Raw genomic sequence first — 17,603 nt, forward strand, 5'->3', positions numbered from 1 at the left:
GGGTATTTTTTTTGTCTAAAGTCATAAAGGCTATTTACTGCATGAGTTTTTCATAAAAGGCTAACGCATCAAATGGTCGGGAGAAAAAGGGGCTTTTCTCTATATATTCTTGATGTACTTTGCTCAGTGTTTCAAACTTTTCTATAGATGTAGGTTCGATATGAAAAGTAAGGCTTTCAGTCGATTCTACAAGCTTTAATGTTGAGGTTCTTGAAGCGTTATTTTTTGCTATTAATAAGTAATATGCTAGTTCTTGTTTCTCTTTTAAGACACAAGCTTCAAAAGCTTTTTCGCTTAAAAACGGCAGAACAGGAGTTAATGCTTCTATATGGTTCTTTGAATACTCTAGGGTTTTTTTGTCAGGCGTATTCTGTTTTGCCATAGACTCACACTGCTTTATCTTAGCACCATAATTATCAATAGATTGGCTTACATTTTTAAATAAACTGTCTTCAAATTTTGCATTTGCTAAAGCGACACTTGAGAAAAATGATAAGAGTATTATTACAGCGTTCTTGTTCATATTTTACATCCATCTGAGATCGCTTTCCAAAATCTATATTGCTTGCTATCGTGTACATGATCAAGTGCTTGGAAAGTGGCGATTTTTTCGATTTCTCTCAGCTTGATCTGATCTAAGGCACTATATGATTTGAAGTAATACTCCCAATTAGCTTGTGATATACTCCAAGCAGTTTGGCTTGCATCAGAAGAAATTCCTCTTCCTAATCCAATGCTAACATTTTTAGCGGTTTCCCATCCTGGTTTGGCGGGAATAGCAGTAATTGCTTTAGATAGGCCACTACTCGCTGTCCCCTTCAGGGAGTTTCCTCCAAAAATACTCCAAAGGTTACCCAAGCTAATAAATACTTTGGCCGATCTCTCTAATTCATGTAATTCATTTATTCTATCGATAGCTTTCAAACTCTTTTCATCAAATACAATACCGATGATCGCAGGACATTTATTCATGTTTTACACCGAAAGTAATTAGGTTAAAAAGAACATAGTAACCTACGTTTATATGAGATCTATGTCATTTTTGCGAATTGAGGAAGTGGTTTAACTTTTAGTTATTTTAATTGAGATGATTATTATCTAAAAGGTAGGCAACCTGTAACTCGCATTGGCCCAAATAGCTAAAACATGCGCAAGCCAAGCTGAATTGAAAAAGTAAACAATGTAAATTAAATGCCAATACGAATGATTATCACCTAAATTATGCCCCACATTTATTGGTGATGATTGTTTCTATGTTGCTTAAAAGCAAAGGTGTTCAAACTTGGGCTCGCCGCCTACATATCTATATTTCGATGGCTCTTCTCTTAGTTACGCTGTTTTTTGCAGTAACTGGTATTACCCTCAATCGCCCCGAATTGTTTGAACGCAGTGAACCTATCATTCAACAACATACTCTGACGGTTCCGCACTCAGTTCTATTCTCACATTCAGATACCTTTCAACCTAATCGTGAAGAACTGGTGGCTTTCTTGACTAAAGAAACCGAGCTTCGCGGCACTCCCTCCGCACTAGATGTGTATACCGAAGTTGAGCAAGGTGAGTTGTTACTCGGAGAGCTGTCTATGGATTTTAAAGGCCCAGGTTATAACGCTACGGTCTTTATTGATATGACTACTGGTGCGGCAGATGTTGAAACGACGCACTACGGTATTGTTGCGCTGCTGAACGATCTACATAAAGGGCGCAACAGTGGTGGGATTTGGAAGTGGTTTATCGACGTCACTGCGCTTTTGATGGTGTTTTTTGTTCTTACAGGCGTGTGCTTGTTACTGCCTAAGAAGAAGACGCTCAGAACGTCTATGCAATGGATGAGCTTTGGTACGTTACTGTCGCTCGTAATTTATTTTGTTGCTGTTCCATAACAGCTTTTTTAGAGAACACTTATGTTGAACACAGGAAGATTTTTCCGCCGTAATCACTTTTGTAAAGCCGCTTTGATCGCGGCTTTTGCTCCTTTCTCTCTTTCCGCGGCGCCTCTACCAGATAACGCGAAGGTCGACTTCGAACTCGAACTTCCAAAGATAGATACCTCAATGTATGCACGCCCTTATGTGGCGGTTTGGGTTGAAAACGATCAGCGTAAACCGGTTAAAACCATTCAGTTATGGGTAGGGAAAGACGAATGGTTAAAAGATCTACGCAGCTGGTGGAGAAAAGCGGGTCGTTATGATCGTGAACTTGTTGATGCGGTGACTTCTGCAACACGTCCTGCTGGTCAATACCGCTTTGTCTGGGATGGAACCAATGACGCAGGGGAGCGTTTGGAACAAGGAAATTACACGTTGTACGTCGAAGTCGTTCGTGAACACGGTGGGCGAAACTACTTACGTCAAAAAATAACGCTAGCGGACAGTGACGTGCGCTATGAGCTTAAACCAACACAAGAGACGGGTGTCATCACCGTCAATTATCAAGTTAAGTGATTAAAGGACACAACAATGAAAACCAAAATGAAAGCAGTGGCATTGGCGAGTGTAATGGCAATGGGATTGGCTGTAACCACCACCGCGCAAGCACATCCACGTTGGGTTCTGCCCTCTCACTTTACGGTTTCTAAAGAAGGCGGTGACTGGCTGACATTTGATGTTACTGCCTCTCACGGAACGTTTGTTTTTGATAAGCCTGCGGGTAGTGATCAGGCATTTGTGGTGATGCCGGATGGCCGCTCTGAGCGTCCTAACTTTGTTGTTCGTGGCAAGCGTCGCTCTATGTTTGATTTCTTTTTTACAGAAGAAGGCACGCACAAAGTTGCGATTAATAATCAGCCGAGCTACTACACACAATACAAAGCGGGCCGTCGTGATACGGTGAAATGGGCGCGAGCAAGCAAAGCTGAGCGTGGTGATGTGCTTCCCGAGCAAGCGCGTGATGTGGTTACTCAACTAAGTTACACCCGAGCAGAAAGCTACATTACGGTTGGTATGCCAACGGACAAAGCGTTGGAGATTGAAGGCAAAATGCTGGAGATGAAACCGATCACGCATCCATCGGACATCATTGAAGGTGAGCCTGTGACGTTCCAGTTTTTCTTTAACGGAGAGCCACAAGAGGGCGTTACTGCTGAGATTACACGTGAAGGTACTATGTACCGAAACCATCAAGAACAAATCGATGTGGTGAGCGATAAAGATGGCAAAGTGATCTTCACGCCAGAAGTCGCCGGGCGCTACTTAATGAAAGCGAACTACAAAGGTGAATTGAAAGATAATCCATTGGCGGATAAAGCGAGTGCCAATGTTCACCTTACGTTTGAAACTCAACTTAACTAATCGAATTAGGCTCAGCAATTGCTGGGCCATTTTGGAATTATCATGAATAACACTTCTCTTCTAAAAGCGGTTTTGCTTTTTTCTGGATTTGCGTCCTTTCACGCTGCTGCACATTTTCCTCTGATGAGCTGTCACTTGGCGCAAGATAAAGTGATTTGTGAAGCGGGCTACTCGGATGGATCGACAGCGGTCGACTACGATGTCGAAATGTACGATTACGACGACAATCTGATCGCCAAAGAAAAAACAGATAAGCGTTCCATCGCAGAATTTACTCACCCTGAAACAGATTTCTATTTGGTATTTGATGCCGGACATGAAAGCCCGGTGGAAGTGGATATCGTTGAGCTGAAAGAGAAATGAGTGTACAGAAAGTTCGCCCTGATGATGGTAACCGAGAAGGAAAGTGGGTCGCACTGACAATCGCAGCAATTCTCAGTTCAGCAGCCATACTTATGCCCTACCATCAGGTCGCGACTGAAAAGCCAGACATGCAGTCTCATCAAGTGTTAATCACGGATTTACATCAAAATGAGTTGGGGTTGATCGCTGAGCTTAAGCTCGCTCATGAAGAGATTCGTGATTTGCAGTTAGATACCGGAACTTGGCCTGAGATCTCTGATATGGAGGTGCTTTGGATTGCTCCGTTCGTGAAAGACCAAAACTGGAAGCGTAAAGGTTCTCATCAGTGGCAACGAATTGATGACGGTGTCTACATTGGCGTGAAGACCAGTGCCCAAGGCTCTGCTTCCATGCTGTTGGATAGCCGCAGTTCTCAAGCTGATATTTGGTTTAATGATTCTAGCCGTTCGTTAAATGTGGAGGGACTAAGCGATCTAGCTAAACGCCACGATTTCGGGTGGAAACAAATCATTCTGTCAGACTCTTCTTCCCACTCTCACGCCCATTAAGACAACATAATTGATAAGTACTATGATCAAACGCTCTCTTTTACGTCGTATTCTTACAGCCACCGCGTTATTGACGGTGTCTTCTACTGGCTTTGCTGCCGATAAACTCAGTATTGGTATTACGCTTCAACCTTATTACAGCTATGTTAAAGCCGTTGTTGGTGAGAAGGCGGACATCGTTCCTTTGGTTGATGCTGGTTTTAATCCTCACAACTATTTGCCACAACCTAATGATCTTAAGCGCTTAAATGAAATGGACGTAATAGTGATCAATGGTATTGGTCATGACGATTTTGCACTGAAAGTGATCAAGGCTTCTCAGCGTGATGATCTCGTGGTTATCGAAGCGAACAAAGAAGTGCCTTTATTGCCTGCTATGGGGCAGTCTGTTGGTCAAGGAGCAGTGAACCCTCACACCTTTGTCGGTTTATCAACAACCATTCAAAAGGTTTACACCATCGCGAGTGAGCTAAGCCAATTGGACCCAGACAATGCTACGTTCTATCGCCAAAATGCTCGTAACTACGCGAAAACATTTCGCCTGATGAAGCGTGATGCAATGTTGTCTCTTGGTGAGTTGGACACGGCTGGTATGAAGGTGGCGACAACCCACAATGCTTACGGATATATCCTTCAGGAGTTTGGTGTTGACGTTGCCGCTGTCATTGAGCCTGCTCATGGTGTAGAACCAAGTGCAAGTCAGCTACAGGAAACGATAGAGAAAATTCGTGAATCGGGCATTGATGTTCTGTTTTATGAGCTCAATATGCCGAATCGCTTTGTTGATACCATCGAAGAGGCGACTGGGGTGCAGCTTTATCGCTTTTCTCACATGACTCACGGTGAGTATGAGGCCGATAAAGTCGAGGTTGAGATGCGAGATAATGTGGAAACACTAATCGAAGCCATGAAATTTGTGGCGAGTAAGCGAGCAGGGGAAAAGGCGTAATGACTGGACCTTCCATTTCCTTAAGTAACGTGGGCCTAAAATACGCCGACAATATCATTTTGCAGAACATCAGCGTCGAATTCGAGAACGCGAAATGTCACGTGATTATGGGACCGAACGGCGGTGGTAAAACCTCTTTGCTTCGTTCGGTACTTGGACTCACGCCATTTTCGGGAAACATAGCGCTCAATTGGCCAGAACCATCAGCTGCATCGGGGAAGATAGGGTATGTGCCACAAAAAGCGATGTTTGAAGCAAGCCTCCCGTTAACCGTGATGGATTTTGTACTGCTTAACCAAACTCGTATCCCTCTATTTTGGCGACGTAAAACGAAACAAACTCAACATGCCCTGGCCCAGCTGGATCGCGTGGGTATGGCAACGCGTAGCGACCGTCGTATGGGGCAACTCTCTGGCGGTGAGCAACAGCGTGTTTTGTTTGCGCAAGCTTTACTGGATGAGCCCAATTTATTGGTTTTAGACGAACCTACAACTGGCATGGATGAGCAAGGTGTTCGATATCTTGAAGGTTTGATTCATGAAGTTGTTGGAGAAGGCAAAACGGTGGTGGCAGTACATCATGACGTGACCGCCGTGCGCCGTTTAGATGCGCAGGTCCATGTCGTAAATCGTCAAATTGTGGCGTCAGGTCACCATTCAGATGTGCTAAGCCCTGATCGTATAGAAACATTATTCAAGCACTACACAGCAAAAGTGGAGGCTGCATAATGGATTGGTTGCGAGAGTTAGCGGTTAGCGGCGTTGAAGCTGGATGGTTAAGCGATAGCTTTTCTTATGCCTTCATGGTAAACGCAATTGTGGCAGCGCTGATATTAGGACCATTACTTGGTGGTCTTGGTACATTAGTCATCGCCAAGCGACTGGCTTTTTTCTCTGAAGCGGTTGGGCATGCTGCGCTTACCGGAATCGCGATTGGTGTGTTGCTCGGTGAGCCGCCAGAGAATCCGATCATCGGATTGTTTAGCTTTTGTATGATTTTTGCGCTGTTGCTTCACTTTGTTCGTAATCGTACGAATGTACCTTACGACACACTGGTTGGGGTTTTTCTTGCATTAGCGTTAGCGGTTGGTGCTGCGCTGTTAATGTACGTTGCTCGTAAGATCAACATTCACATGTTGGAGAACGTGTTGTTTGGCTCGATCTTGACTGTGACGGACAACGATATCCTTATTTTAGCGATCAGTTGTTTGATCATATTACTGCTTCTTATTCCAACGTTTAACCGCATTTTGCTAACTTGTATCAGCCCGGATATTGCACGTGTACGCGGCTTTAATACCAGCTTTTATGATTACTTATTTGTCATGATGATCACCTTGGTCACCATCGCCGCGGTAAAGATTATTGGCGCGGTATTGGTTGGTGCATTGCTACTGATTCCTGGTGCAACGGCTAGGTTATTGACTAAACGCATGGGCAGTTTTGTTCTCCTTTCTTCTTTATTGGCAACCATTGCGTGTTTAATAGGAACCATACTGCCGATGGAGCTTGAGCTACCAGTGCCATCAGGCGCATCCATCATCATTGTTTCTGCGGCATTTTTCCTAACAGCAACGGTTTACCGAATTATCCAAAAAGCGTAACCCTTTTTATAAAGTAATGAACATGAAGATAAAAAAATTAGCGATAACTTTTGGTTTGGTTATAGCGACAACACTTCCATCGTTGGCAAGCGCCAAAGACATTTTAACCAGCACTCCCGTCACGTACATGTTGTCTGAGCAACTCATGAAAGGTACAGGGATAGAGACTCAGTATCTGCCTCCAAAGCGTTACGGCGTTGAGCGTCTTGAGAACTGGTTCGCAAATAAAGGTACAGAGCAAGTTAAGCAAGCGGGTCAAGCCGCGACGGTTGCTATTACTCTTGGTGCGATTTGGAAACAAGACCCGACTTATGTTTACGCTCGACAGGGCAACATTCACTTGATTGAAATCGATGCATCGCAGGCCATTTCTCCTAGAGCTCAAGGAGTTGCAGTTCTGACATTGGAAAACGGGTCAACATCGAAGTACGCATGGCTGAACCCTACAAACTTAATCCGAATGGCGGGCATTGTTGGAGAGGATCTACAACGTGTATATCCTGAACACCAAAAGGCGATTCAAACGAATCAACAGGCTCTTATGCTCAATGTGCGTGAACTGATCAACCAACAACAGGCAGAGATCTTCGATAAAGGCATCGATTCAGTGGTACTGATGAGTGAGTCATTAGAGGACTTTGCCTCTGGCAACCAATTGTTTGTGGTTGGGCGCGAATTTAAGCCGGAACTTGAGTGGACAGAAGAAGACAAATTATCTTTAAAAGCTCAGTTTGAACAAGATAAAACGCTATGGTTAGTGACGGATAAACGACCGTCGAAAACCTTGACATCGCTTATTAAACCGAGCCGCATACTGCAAATTGATGTTATTGACCGCTGGGGCAGTAACGGTATCAAAACTGAGAAGCCACTCGCACGTTGGGAGATGTGACACGTAAAAAGCCACAGATTTTATGATGGGGAGTGAAAAGTTCCCTATTTTTTTGTGATTAAGCTCAAAATGTGAGCATTGATACCACTGGTTGCATAAGAAAGTGTTTGTTTCATTTCTATTTCATTACTACTTTGTTATGTGTTCGTTGCGATTGATTCGGATTTAATCTGTTTCTAAGCGAACCGGTACAAACAACTATACGGATGTTAACAATGAAAATGAAAACTCTAGCCGTTGCAGTGGCGGCACTAGCATGTGGTTCACAGGCCTTCGCAGCAGAAGTTTACAACAGCGATGGTACATCTTTATCGATCGGCGGTCACGTTTCAGTTGGCGTGGGTGAGTATTTCGAAGAAGAAGTAAAAGTTCACCAAGTGTCTCCACGTATCAATGTTGCGGGCAAGAAAGACATTGGCAACGGTATCACTATCGACGCTAAAGGCGAATGGGCACTTAACTACCTAAATGGTGGTAGCCAGTCGTTTTCAACTCGTTTGGGCTACATCGGCGCGACCCACCAGCAGTTTGGCCGTTTAGTGGGAGGTACACAGTGGTCTCCGTACTACGATGTCGCTGGCGTTGCGGATCTACCAATCGCGTTCGCGAACGACTTTTTGTACGACAATCACAACAATCTAGGTACTGGTCGTGCTGAAAAAATGATCAGCTACCGTAAAAGCTTTGAGTTTGGCGAAGGTTTTGCTTTCAACCTAGGTCTTGGTTGGCAAGGTGAAAATGATGATAGAGGCCTATCATTACAACAAAACCCTAACACAGGTCTTCCAGAATACGTTTCTAAAGGCAGCAAGTATGACCAACGTGGTCAAATCGCACTGAGCGGCTCTGTTGCGGGCTTTGGTCTAGGCTACGTATACAGCGGCGGTGATGTTGAGAATTCTGGTCTAGGTACTAAAACTGCTGAATCACACCTTGTTTCTGTAAATTACGGTGAGTATGGCTCTGGTCTGTACGCAGCTGTTGTATACGGCATGAACGAATACTTCTACGAGATGCGTGAAGAAACTACTCAGATTGAGGGCCTACTAGCGTACGGAGTCAACAATTGGACGTTCAGCGTTAACTACGAAGGTGTAGAAGACGACAAAGACAACAAGACAGTTTCAAGCGAAACTGCGCTACAAGCAGAGTACGCAGTAACTCCTGCATTTGTTACTTTCGCTGGTTACCAGTTTGACCTAGGTAACGACTACAACAATGAAGAGAACGACTACTGGACTCTAGGTGCTCGTTACTACTTCTAATAAATAGGCCAGTTTCTACTGCCTAAACACATTTATTGTGTTAACGCCTACTCGTTGTGAGTAGGCGTTTTTCTTTCTGCTATCCTTTGGCTATAAGAGACGCTAGTCATTCTGTGCTTAGGTAACCCCACTCTTTGTTTAGAGAGTGCGTCTATAAAAAATGCCCGCAACTTGCGGGCATTTTTGTTGTTAGAAGAGATGCAGTTCTATTAATACGCTTATTTTTTATCGAGTAAATCGAGGAAGAAGGCATACTCTAGCGCATCTTCTTTTAAGCGCTTAAATCGACCAGATGCGCCGCCGTGTCCGGCTTCCATATCGGTTTTGAACAACAAGACGTTATCGTCTGTCTTCATTTCACGAAGTTTGGCGACCCACTTCATTGGTTCAAAGTACTGTACTTGAGAGTCGTGCAAGCCAGTCGTTACCAACATGTTCGGGTAGTTTTGCGCCTTGATGTTGTCGTAAGGCGAGTAACTCAACATATAGTCATAGTATGTTTTGTTATTTGGGTTACCCCATTCATCATACTCATTGGTGGTCAATGGAATCGATTCATCGAGCATGGTGGTTACCACGTCCACAAACGGAACATGTGCACCGATACCGCGGTACAGTTCTGGTGCTTGGTTGATGATAGCCCCCATTAAGAGACCTCCTGCAGAGCCACCAACAGCGAAGACTTTATCTTTCGCGCCGTAGCCTTGTTCAACCAAACCTTTAGTCACATCAATAAAGTCGTTGAATGTGTTTTGCTTGGTTAGTTTTTTACCGTCTTCATACCAAGGGCGGCCAAGCATTTCAGATCCACGAATATGAGCAATGGTGTAAACAAAGCCGCGATCCAATAGACTCAAACGTGTCGAGCGGAAAGTTGGCTCAATGGTTGCGCCATAAGACCCATAACCATATTGGTAGAGTGGATTCGTACCATCTTTCTTAAATAAGTCTTTACGATACACCAAAGAAACGGGTACTTCTTTACCGTCACGGGCTGTGACCATGATGCGTTCTGATTGGTAATTGTCAGGATTAAAATCACCAAGTACAGGTGTTTGCTTCATGATTTCTGACCCGCCCGTTGTTAGATCGAAATCGTAGTAGGTTCCTGGAGTGGTTAAACTGCTGTAATAAATACGAACTTTCTCGTTATCCAGCTCTAGGTTACCTGTCAAATAGGCAGCAAACGCATCGTCATTAAATGTGAGGGGGAATTCTTTTCCTGTTGAAAGCTGACGTACAGTGACGCTTGCTAGGCCGTTAGAGCGCTGCTCATAGACGATGTGATCATCGAATAACTCGAAGTCGACAAGTTGAGTGTTGTCGTCTGCGGCAATCACATCTTGCCATTTAGAGCGGTCATGTATGTCATTTTGATGAACTTTCATCAAACGGAAGTTGACGGCTTGATAGTTAGTATAAATGTAGTACCAATCGCCTAGCTTAGAAATACTGTATTCAATGCCATCTTCGCGAGGATAGAACGGTTTCGCCTTTGCTTTAGGGTTGTTCGCATCAATGATAGAGACCCCACTGGTTTCTGTACTCGAATGCCAGATATAAATATCTTCGCCATCTTTGCTTTTGCTTAGTGAGGTGTAATAGGCGCTGTCGGTTTCCTCAAAAATCAGCTCATCGTTGCTTTGTGGTGTGCCCAATACATGACGATAAACTTGGTAGCCCAATAAGGTCTGAGGATCTTTTTTGATGTAGTAAAAGGCGTTGTTATCGTTCTGCCATGCGACAGCGCTTGAGGCCCCTTCGATTTCATCTTGTAGGTAATTGCCTGTTGTCAGGTCTTTGATCTTAAGGGTGTACACGCGGCGGCTTAATGTGTCTTCGCCATACGCCAATAAGTTTTCATTCGGACTAACGTATAGGCCGCCGATACTGAAAAATTCATGTTCTTTTGCTAGTTCATTGACATCTAAAATGATTTGTTTGTCTTTGCCTGCAAAGTCTTTAGCTCGCAAATGGACTTCGTACTCGTTATCTCCGGTCACTTCACTGGAGTAGAAGTAGTTGCCTTTACGAACCGGTACTGAGTTGTCGTCTTTTGCGATACGCCCTTTAATTTCTTCAAATAGCGTATCTTGAAATGTTTCAGTGTGCTTTAGAACGGTTTCTGCGTACTGATTTTCTTTCTCTAGGTGCTGTAAAATTTCAGGGTCTTTACGTTCGTCGTCACGCATCCAGTAGTAGTTATCAACGCGGGTATCGCCATGAATAGTCATCGCGTGAGGGACTTTTTTCGCAACCGGAGCTTGAGTTTGTTGAGCAACGATCTGTGTTTGGGAGTATTGAGTCATGCTGGGGATTCCTTGATTGCTGCATCCGGCGACAAGCGCGACCGAGACGGCCAACGTAGTTAAAGTGAAACGCATCTGATTTTATCCTTATTGTACACCCAAGTGGCCTCATCCTGAGGGCTGGGCTTTCATTTTGTTAGTGGTTTTCAGTTGTCCATTCTTTGTTATGGGGTATGCCGAAAAAGTGAGAATCCTCAATATTTTCGAGTTGGCTACTCAATTTGAAGGAAGCTGAAAACACATTGTGTAAGCAGCTGTTATTTTTAACAAATATCAATTCGAAAGTTAAATCATTCTCATCGGGAAATCGATATAGTGTGATATGAAAAAAGGGACACACTTGTTGAGTGTGTCCCTTTGGATTTTGAAAGTAAGCTGATAATGATCAGATAACTTGCGGTACTTCGTTTGAGTGATTGTGTGCTCGATTCACCCACATTAACCCAAGCATTGCAATTACCGACATTGCCATCATCATAATGCCCAAAGGCATCTGGTTATGCGCTGGAAATAGTGACGCGAGCAAAGTTGCGACACCTGCCCCCAAGTTTTGCATGCCACCCAATGTCGCGCCTGCTGTTCCTGCATGGTATGGGAATGGCGCAATCGCTCCAGTTGTTGCTGCTGGGAAGAGAATACCCGCACCCAAAAAGTACACGGTTGCGCCTCCAACTAGCGTTAACGCCGTGGTCAAACCAAACAAGCCTGGGATGAGCACAATAGCAGAGCCCACAAAAATAGAGACCAAGCCTACGTTTAAAGCACGACGCTCAGAGCGACGTCTTGCGATGTAGCTAGATAAGCCCGCACCCACCAAGTAACCTGGGATCGGCAATATAAACAGCAAACTTACCGTTGTTGCAGGTAATTCTAATACCCCACCTAACAACACCCCAGCCGCCGCTTCGAATACACCTACACCAGCGAATGTTGCAACCAGGCAAATCAAAAAGCCTTGAAAGCGACGGTCAGACAAAACGTGTTTGTAGCTTTTGGCTACTGGTTCGAATTTGCGTTTCTCTTTTGGTAGCGTCTCCATCATGCTTGTCATCATGGTGATCACAACCGCGATAGCAAATAGCGCTAAGAACAAGTAGCTCGACCGCCATCCGAAAGCTTCTGTTAGGTAACCGCCTAATACTGGTGCCATTAATGGTGAGAAAATCACACACATGCTAATTAAGCTGTTTGCTCTGTGTAGATCAGAGCCTTCAAAGCAATCGCGAGTCAGAGTGCGTGACATCGCACCGCCGCAGCCAATACCTAAGCCTTGGATAAAGCTACCAATCAAGAACCATTCAAATTGATGTGCAAATAATGCCACCAGTGTACCCGCGATGTAGATAAGCAGCCCGACGATGATGATCGGTTTGCGTCCCAAGCGGTCCGATAGTGTGCCATACGCAAATTGCGACAAGCCATATGGGATTAGGTAACAAGCCATCACAGCTTGAAGTGATGACGCAGATACCAAAAACTCGCCCGCCATATGACCGATTGAAGGCACGTACATTGTCTGGGTCATTTGACCCACGGCAGTCAATATAGCGATTAAAAAGGTAAGTTTCGCTAATGGAAACGAAGCAGACATTTGCGTATCTCTCCAAAAAATTTAAGACGTAAAAACCCTTAGCACTCTTTTACAGAGTGCCAACTGAATTCTTGTGTTGCGGGGGGGATTTGCGCGAGATAATAGTGCTTGCTTGTATAATTAGCAATCGAAAAGTGTGAAGTTGAGCAAGATAAAAATCTATGATTTCAATTAGAAAAACTAATCCGATTTTGTTTTCAAAAAGCGGTGCATTTCTTTGTCTAATTACGTTAAATTTTTTACTTTTCGTGAATAGAATGAGCCTTATAGGTAACTGGTTTTAATGGTTAAAGTGCAAAAATAAAGCGTCTGATCGGTTGAGGTGAGTTCAAGATGAAACGAGTGAATAAAAGGTAGAGGAAAGCATCAGAAAGAAAAGGGAGCCGAAGCTCCCTTAGAAATGATTATGTCTATTCGCGCTCAGATGCGTATGCGTAAAGCATTTCTAGTGCGATGGTTGCTCCCGCTAGTGCGGTAACATCACTGTGGTCGTATGGAGGCGATACTTCGACAACATCCATACCCACGATATTCATGCCGGCTAAACCACGAATAATTTTCAGCGCTTTGTCTGAGTTCAAGCCACCACAAACTGGTGTACCAGTTCCCGGTGCGAAGGCCGGGTCTAAGCAGTCGATGTCAAAAGTGACATATACTGGCTTGTCTGCGACGGTGCGACGAATTTCTTCTAGGATCTCGCTCACCGACATGTCATTCGCTTGCATCGCATTAATCACATTGAAGCCGTGATCTTGCTGTTTGTACTCCGTACGAATGCCGATTTGTATTGAGTTCTTCGCTGAGATCAAACCTTCTTTCGGCGCATGGTAGAACATCGTACCGTGGTCGTATGAACTGCCATTTGCATAGGTGTCCGTATGAGCATCAAAGTGAATCAACGCCATTTGGCCATGATGCTTCGCATAGGCACGCAGGATAGGTAGCGTAATGAAGTGGTCACCGCCCAATCCCAACATGGTTTTACCACTTTTTAGAATTTCACTGGTTGCCGCTTCAAGGCGGTAAGTAAAATCTTCCGCATCACCGCAATCGAACACGAGATCACCTGCGTCGATCACTTTCAGTTTATCCAATACGTTGAAGCTCCACGGGAACTTCTTACCTTCCCATGCCAAGTTGACTGAGGCACGGCGAATTGCATCTGGACCCATACGCGCACCTGGACGCCCAGATGTTGCCATGTCCAGAGGGACTCCCAACACCACAACGTCTGCGTCTGCCGATACCGGGTTACGAATGTACGGCAGACGTAAAAACGACATAGAGTTGGAGTAAAGCGAATAATCAGTTTTAGTAAACAAATCATTCATATCAGAAGTCCTCTAAATAGGTGTATCCTGCTAGACCTTGTTCTAGTTCTGCTAGGATTTGTGTTTGTTCATTGGCTTCAACTCGCTGTGAAACCAATTGTTTATAATTGTCACGAATCGCATCCACGTCGATATGAACGTAGCGCATCATGTCTTCTACACTATCACCTTCGTTGATGTAACTGATCTCAAATTGACCGTGTTCATCAACATTGACTACAGCACTGTGGGTATCACCAAATAGGTTGTGCATGTCACCAAGGATTTCTTGGTATGCGCCTACTAGAAAAAAGCCCATTAGGTACGGTTTGTCTTTGCTCCAAGCTGGTACAGGTAGCGTGCTCTCGATGCCTTGACCATCAACGTAGTGATCGATCGCGCCATCAGAGTCACATGTGATGTCCAACATCACTGCACGACGCTCTTCCGCCTCGCCCAGACCAGAAAGTGGCAGAACAGGGAACACCTGATCAATACCCCAAGCATCTGGTAGAGATTGGAAGAGAGAGAAGTTCACGAAGAACTTATCCGCAAGACGTTCGCTCAACTCGTCCAGAATCGGACGGTGGAAGCGATTCTTAGTGCTCATCTTTCGGCTTAATTCGAAGTAAATGCGTAGTGACAATTGTTCTGCCCACGCACGTTGTTCCAAGTTAAGCACGCCTGTAGCAAATTGAGAGTGCACTTCTGCCAAATCACTTTGGGTATCATTGTAAATCTCAATTAACGCACGAGCGTCTGTACCATCTTGTAAGTTTTCCCAGTTTCGCCACATGTTTTGTAGCAAAAGCGGAGCGTCATCATCAAGCTCATGTACTTCTTCCGGTAGGTACGATTCGGTACCAATTACGTTAGAAATCAATACAGCGTGGTGCGCTGTTAGCGAGCGACCCGATTCCGAAATGATCACTGGCATTGGTTGTTCGTATTGCAGACACACATCGCCCACTGTGTTGACGATATTACGTGCGTATTCTGCAAGTCCGTAGTTCATCGAATTCGATGATTGGCTGCGTGTGCCGTCATAATCCACTGCCAAGCCGCCGCCCACATCGAAGTACTCGATGTTTGCACCGAGTGCGCGTAGTTCGCAGTAGAAACGTGCAGACTCGTTCACACCATTGCGTACATCACGGATGTTTGCCATCTGTGAACCAAGGTGGAAGTGAACCAGTTGCATCGCGTCTAGGTTGCCTTCGCGTTTAAGACGTTCAATAACGCTAAGCACTTGCGATGCTGATAAACCAAACTTCGATTTTTCACCGCCACTTGCTTGCCATTTCCCTGCGCCTTGAGAGGCGAGGCGAATGCGTAAACCAAGGCGCGGTTTTACGCCCAAACTTTTCGCTTCTTCTAGTACCAGATCCAGCTCAGAAAGCTTCTCTAGTACGATGAATACCTTGTGACCCAGCTTTTCACCGATCAGTGCAAGACGCACATACTCACGGTCTTTGTAGCCATTACACACGATCACGGAGCTACCTTGTTGAGCCAATGCAAGTACCGCCAACAATTCTGGCTTGCTACCCGCTTCAAGACCAAGCTGCTTGGTTTCTAGTTGAGCTTGGCTCGCTAGAATTTCATCCACCACTTCACGTTGTTGGTTTACTTTAATTGGGTACACCAACAAGTATTTGTTTGGATATTGGTATTCTTCAATTGCTTGGTTGAATGCGTGGCAAATACCATGCACACGTTGGTGCACGATTTGCGGGAAGCGTACTAATACAGGCAGATTTAACTGCTTCGCTTCTAGCTCATTTACAATAGCGCTGAAAGGGATTTGATGTGCACGATCACTACGTGGTGATACATATACTTCGCCTTGGTCATCAATGCCGTAGAAACCTTGGCTCCAGTAGTGAACGTTGTAGTCCGCGCGGATGCGGTCTAATTTAGTTGCTTTTTCCAACTCGATTCTCACAAAAATGTACTTAACTCCTTAATTAATTAGAAGGAAAAGTACAAAAAAGCAAATCATGAGGTATTTACCTCATACCCTGACACGAACTCCGTGTGCGCGCATTAACGGATAAAAGGGCCCTTGAGTCTAATGATTAAAATCTATCATCTCGATTATGATTTGTTGTCGTCGCTACGTGTGAATATTTGTTTACCGAAGCGTCCATTCTGCTGTTATAGTTGGTCTGACCAGTAAGGATTCGGTCATGAAGCATCTCACTAAAATAAGGACATATTTTGCAGCTGCACAGAATTCAGGGGTACATTCAGACCATGTATCTCGCCGAATATCCCGATAAATTATTGTTGCTTGATGGTGCCAGTCGAGCAGACATTCCTCATCTTAAAGACTTTATTGAACATCAACTCCATCGTCCTTTTTCTGACCTAAAGTTGGTTGTTGTGACCCACATGCATCCAGACCATGCTGGTGGTGCGCACAAACTACGTGATTTAACAGGATGTAAGCTATTGGCCGCAAAGCGAGAGAGCCAGTGGTATAGCGGTGTAGACGGTTGGCTAATGCATTTGACCGATTTAATGTTAGCACGCTGGATGGCGAATCGGATGCGTAAACCAAAGCAAAACCTTTGGTATTCCCGCAAGTTAAATCCAGATATTGAACTTATTGATGGAGAGTTTATTCCTGGATTTGATGATTGGCAGGTGCTAGAAACGCTTGGGCATACCGACCGAGATCTGTCGGTTTATCATTCTGAACAAGATGTGCTGTATGTGGCGGATTTAATGGTGCAGGTGAAAAAGCATCTGATTGCGCCGTTTCCCATATTTCATCCGAATCAATATCGGCAATCATTAAAGCGTGTGTTTGAGATGAATCCGCAATGTTTGCTTTTGGCACATGGGGGAGAGGTGACTTTGGATGAAAAAGCGTATCAGCACATTTTGAATACAGCGCCGACTAAGCCAATGACGCACTGGCGAGTGACAAAAGTTAAAGCGAAGGGATTGTTGTTTGCGTTATTTCGTAGGAAATAGGCGAAGATAAAGCCAGACGAGTGATGCTCAACAAAAACGTTCGATCACTCATCTGAAGCTACGGGGTTAAGATGCCAATAAGTGAGATTGGCTAGGATCAACGAGCACTTTGTCTGCCATGCCCTGACGACCTAACAACATCATGTAAGTCATTTTTTCACGGTTAGTCAACGTAATGTCGATTGGCCATTGTTGGTCGCCCATACGCAGCATCGTTGTGATCACGCAGCGGTGCTCAAAAGTACCGTTAGAAGATTTAACCTTACGGTTTGCTTTTAGTTTCGCTGTGCAGCGAACCACTTGTTCTAAATGGTATACATCTGGGTGCAGATCGAATGCAACATAAGACTGACCATCTTTTTCAAAGCAATCAATATTGTCTACATGTAATGAAGAGGTTTGAGCGCCTGTATCAATACGCGCTTCAAGGTGAGTAATCCCTAACTCTGGCAAGCAAATAGCTTCGGCATTCCCAATGATCATTTTCTGATTCATAGTGTC

At 44.6% G+C, this 17,603-nt stretch carries 18 protein-coding genes; 11 read left to right on the top strand and 7 right to left on the bottom strand.

The window, feature by feature from the left end:
• Positions 1-34: 34 nt before the first annotated feature.
• Positions 35-523, bottom strand: a complete 489-nt coding sequence (locus R7127_RS17940; RefSeq protein WP_064354474.1) for a hypothetical protein — start codon at positions 521-523, stop codon at positions 35-37.
• Positions 520-972: a hypothetical protein gene (locus R7127_RS17945; RefSeq protein ID WP_033906230.1), complete on the bottom strand. Its 453-nt coding sequence runs from the start codon at positions 970-972 to the stop codon at positions 520-522. The genes R7127_RS17940 and R7127_RS17945 overlap by 4 nt, the downstream gene beginning before the upstream one ends.
• 281 nt (positions 973-1,253) lie before the next feature.
• Between R7127_RS17945 and R7127_RS17950 the strand changes: the two genes are divergently transcribed.
• From R7127_RS17950 to R7127_RS17995, 10 genes are all read left to right on the top strand, one after another.
• The gene (locus R7127_RS17950; protein ID WP_021035904.1) at positions 1,254-1,883 is read left to right on the top strand and encodes a PepSY-associated TM helix domain-containing protein; all 630 of its coding nucleotides are present in this window, start codon (positions 1,254-1,256) and stop codon (positions 1,881-1,883) included.
• Positions 1,884-1,904: 21 nt separating this feature from the next.
• Positions 1,905-2,444, top strand: coding sequence for a DUF2271 domain-containing protein (locus R7127_RS17955; protein WP_033906231.1), 540 nt, complete (start codon positions 1,905-1,907; stop codon positions 2,442-2,444).
• 15 nt (positions 2,445-2,459) lie between these two features.
• Positions 2,460-3,290: a DUF4198 domain-containing protein gene (locus tag R7127_RS17960; protein WP_025768070.1), complete on the top strand. Its 831-nt coding sequence runs from the start codon at positions 2,460-2,462 to the stop codon at positions 3,288-3,290.
• Between the two features lie 42 nt (positions 3,291-3,332).
• Positions 3,333-3,653 (top strand): hypothetical protein, encoded by a 321-nt coding sequence (locus R7127_RS17965; RefSeq protein ID WP_005374251.1) that lies wholly within the window; start codon positions 3,333-3,335, stop codon positions 3,651-3,653.
• Positions 3,650-4,201, top strand: a complete 552-nt coding sequence (locus R7127_RS17970; RefSeq protein ID WP_033906233.1) for a DUF6162 family protein — start codon at positions 3,650-3,652, stop codon at positions 4,199-4,201. Before R7127_RS17965 ends, R7127_RS17970 begins: the two co-directional genes overlap by 4 nt.
• A gap of 22 nt (positions 4,202-4,223) precedes the next feature.
• A complete protein-coding gene (locus R7127_RS17975; RefSeq protein ID WP_033906234.1) occupies positions 4,224-5,150 on the top strand; it encodes a metal ABC transporter solute-binding protein, Zn/Mn family in 927 nt (308 codons plus the stop codon).
• Positions 5,150-5,878, top strand: coding sequence for a metal ABC transporter ATP-binding protein (locus tag R7127_RS17980; protein WP_033906235.1), 729 nt, complete (start codon positions 5,150-5,152; stop codon positions 5,876-5,878). Before R7127_RS17975 ends, R7127_RS17980 begins: the two co-directional genes overlap by 1 nt.
• Complete coding sequence (locus R7127_RS17985; RefSeq protein WP_005374244.1) at positions 5,878-6,753, top strand: metal ABC transporter permease; 876 nt, start codon at positions 5,878-5,880, stop codon at positions 6,751-6,753. Before R7127_RS17980 ends, R7127_RS17985 begins: the two co-directional genes overlap by 1 nt.
• A 22-nt stretch (positions 6,754-6,775) precedes the next feature.
• Positions 6,776-7,645: a metal ABC transporter solute-binding protein, Zn/Mn family gene (locus R7127_RS17990; protein ID WP_005374240.1), complete on the top strand. Its 870-nt coding sequence runs from the start codon at positions 6,776-6,778 to the stop codon at positions 7,643-7,645.
• A 215-nt stretch (positions 7,646-7,860) separates the two neighbouring features.
• On the top strand, positions 7,861-8,910 hold the full coding sequence (locus R7127_RS17995; RefSeq protein ID WP_005374238.1) for a porin: 1,050 nt from the start codon (positions 7,861-7,863) through the stop codon (positions 8,908-8,910).
• A gap of 218 nt (positions 8,911-9,128) precedes the next feature.
• Here R7127_RS17995 and R7127_RS18000 read toward each other — a convergent pair whose 3' ends face one another.
• From R7127_RS18000 to speA, 4 genes are all read right to left on the bottom strand, one after another.
• A complete protein-coding gene (locus R7127_RS18000; protein ID WP_262584266.1) occupies positions 9,129-11,294 on the bottom strand; it encodes a S9 family peptidase in 2,166 nt (721 codons plus the stop codon).
• Between the two features lie 310 nt (positions 11,295-11,604).
• Positions 11,605-12,810 (bottom strand): multidrug efflux MFS transporter EmrD, encoded by a 1,206-nt coding sequence (emrD, locus tag R7127_RS18005; protein WP_138939801.1) that lies wholly within the window; start codon positions 12,808-12,810, stop codon positions 11,605-11,607.
• Between the two features lie 410 nt (positions 12,811-13,220).
• Positions 13,221-14,141, bottom strand: a complete 921-nt coding sequence (speB, locus tag R7127_RS18010) for an agmatinase (RefSeq protein WP_238967341.1) — start codon at positions 14,139-14,141, stop codon at positions 13,221-13,223.
• Position 14,142: 1 nt separating this feature from the next.
• Positions 14,143-16,053, bottom strand: coding sequence for an arginine decarboxylase (speA, locus tag R7127_RS18015; RefSeq protein WP_047102851.1), 1,911 nt, complete (start codon positions 16,051-16,053; stop codon positions 14,143-14,145).
• Between the two features lie 323 nt (positions 16,054-16,376).
• Here speA and R7127_RS18020 point away from each other — a divergent pair, with 323 nt between their 5' ends.
• Complete coding sequence (locus tag R7127_RS18020; protein WP_005384195.1) at positions 16,377-17,102, top strand: MBL fold metallo-hydrolase; 726 nt, start codon at positions 16,377-16,379, stop codon at positions 17,100-17,102.
• Between the two features lie 66 nt (positions 17,103-17,168).
• Here R7127_RS18020 and R7127_RS18025 read toward each other — a convergent pair whose 3' ends face one another.
• Positions 17,169-17,597: an ATP-dependent zinc protease gene (locus R7127_RS18025; protein ID WP_005384193.1), complete on the bottom strand. Its 429-nt coding sequence runs from the start codon at positions 17,595-17,597 to the stop codon at positions 17,169-17,171.
• Positions 17,598-17,603 lie beyond the last annotated feature (6 nt).

The organism is Vibrio sp. 1159, from assembly GCF_033340395.1.
Taxonomy (GTDB): domain Bacteria; phylum Pseudomonadota; class Gammaproteobacteria; order Enterobacterales; family Vibrionaceae; genus Vibrio; species Vibrio alginolyticus.

What these genes read in the sequence shown, in the direction of transcription:
- R7127_RS17955 (WP_033906231.1), top strand. Translation starts at nt 1,905, where the DNA reads ATGTTGAACACAGGAAGATTTTTCCGCCGTAATCACTTTTGTAAAGCC.
- R7127_RS17985 (WP_005374244.1), top strand. Translation starts at nt 5,878, where the DNA reads ATGGATTGGTTGCGAGAGTTAGCGGTTAGCGGCGTTGAAGCTGGATGG.
- R7127_RS17950 (WP_021035904.1), top strand. Translation starts at nt 1,254, where the DNA reads ATGTTGCTTAAAAGCAAAGGTGTTCAAACTTGGGCTCGCCGCCTACAT.
- speB (WP_238967341.1), bottom strand. Translation starts at nt 14,141, where the DNA reads ATGAATGATTTGTTTACTAAAACTGATTATTCGCTTTACTCCAACTCT.
- R7127_RS17960 (WP_025768070.1), top strand. Translation starts at nt 2,460, where the DNA reads ATGAAAACCAAAATGAAAGCAGTGGCATTGGCGAGTGTAATGGCAATG.
- R7127_RS17975 (WP_033906234.1), top strand. Translation starts at nt 4,224, where the DNA reads ATGATCAAACGCTCTCTTTTACGTCGTATTCTTACAGCCACCGCGTTA.
- emrD (WP_138939801.1), bottom strand. Translation starts at nt 12,810, where the DNA reads ATGTCTGCTTCGTTTCCATTAGCGAAACTTACCTTTTTAATCGCTATA.
- R7127_RS17970 (WP_033906233.1), top strand. Translation starts at nt 3,650, where the DNA reads ATGAGTGTACAGAAAGTTCGCCCTGATGATGGTAACCGAGAAGGAAAG.
- R7127_RS17940 (WP_064354474.1), bottom strand. Translation starts at nt 523, where the DNA reads ATGAACAAGAACGCTGTAATAATACTCTTATCATTTTTCTCAAGTGTC.
- R7127_RS17990 (WP_005374240.1), top strand. Translation starts at nt 6,776, where the DNA reads ATGAAGATAAAAAAATTAGCGATAACTTTTGGTTTGGTTATAGCGACA.
- R7127_RS17965 (WP_005374251.1), top strand. Translation starts at nt 3,333, where the DNA reads ATGAATAACACTTCTCTTCTAAAAGCGGTTTTGCTTTTTTCTGGATTT.
- R7127_RS18025 (WP_005384193.1), bottom strand. Translation starts at nt 17,597, where the DNA reads ATGAATCAGAAAATGATCATTGGGAATGCCGAAGCTATTTGCTTGCCA.
- R7127_RS17945 (WP_033906230.1), bottom strand. Translation starts at nt 972, where the DNA reads ATGAATAAATGTCCTGCGATCATCGGTATTGTATTTGATGAAAAGAGT.
- R7127_RS18020 (WP_005384195.1), top strand. Translation starts at nt 16,377, where the DNA reads ATGTATCTCGCCGAATATCCCGATAAATTATTGTTGCTTGATGGTGCC.
- R7127_RS17980 (WP_033906235.1), top strand. Translation starts at nt 5,150, where the DNA reads ATGACTGGACCTTCCATTTCCTTAAGTAACGTGGGCCTAAAATACGCC.
- R7127_RS18000 (WP_262584266.1), bottom strand. Translation starts at nt 11,294, where the DNA reads ATGCGTTTCACTTTAACTACGTTGGCCGTCTCGGTCGCGCTTGTCGCC.
- R7127_RS17995 (WP_005374238.1), top strand. Translation starts at nt 7,861, where the DNA reads ATGAAAATGAAAACTCTAGCCGTTGCAGTGGCGGCACTAGCATGTGGT.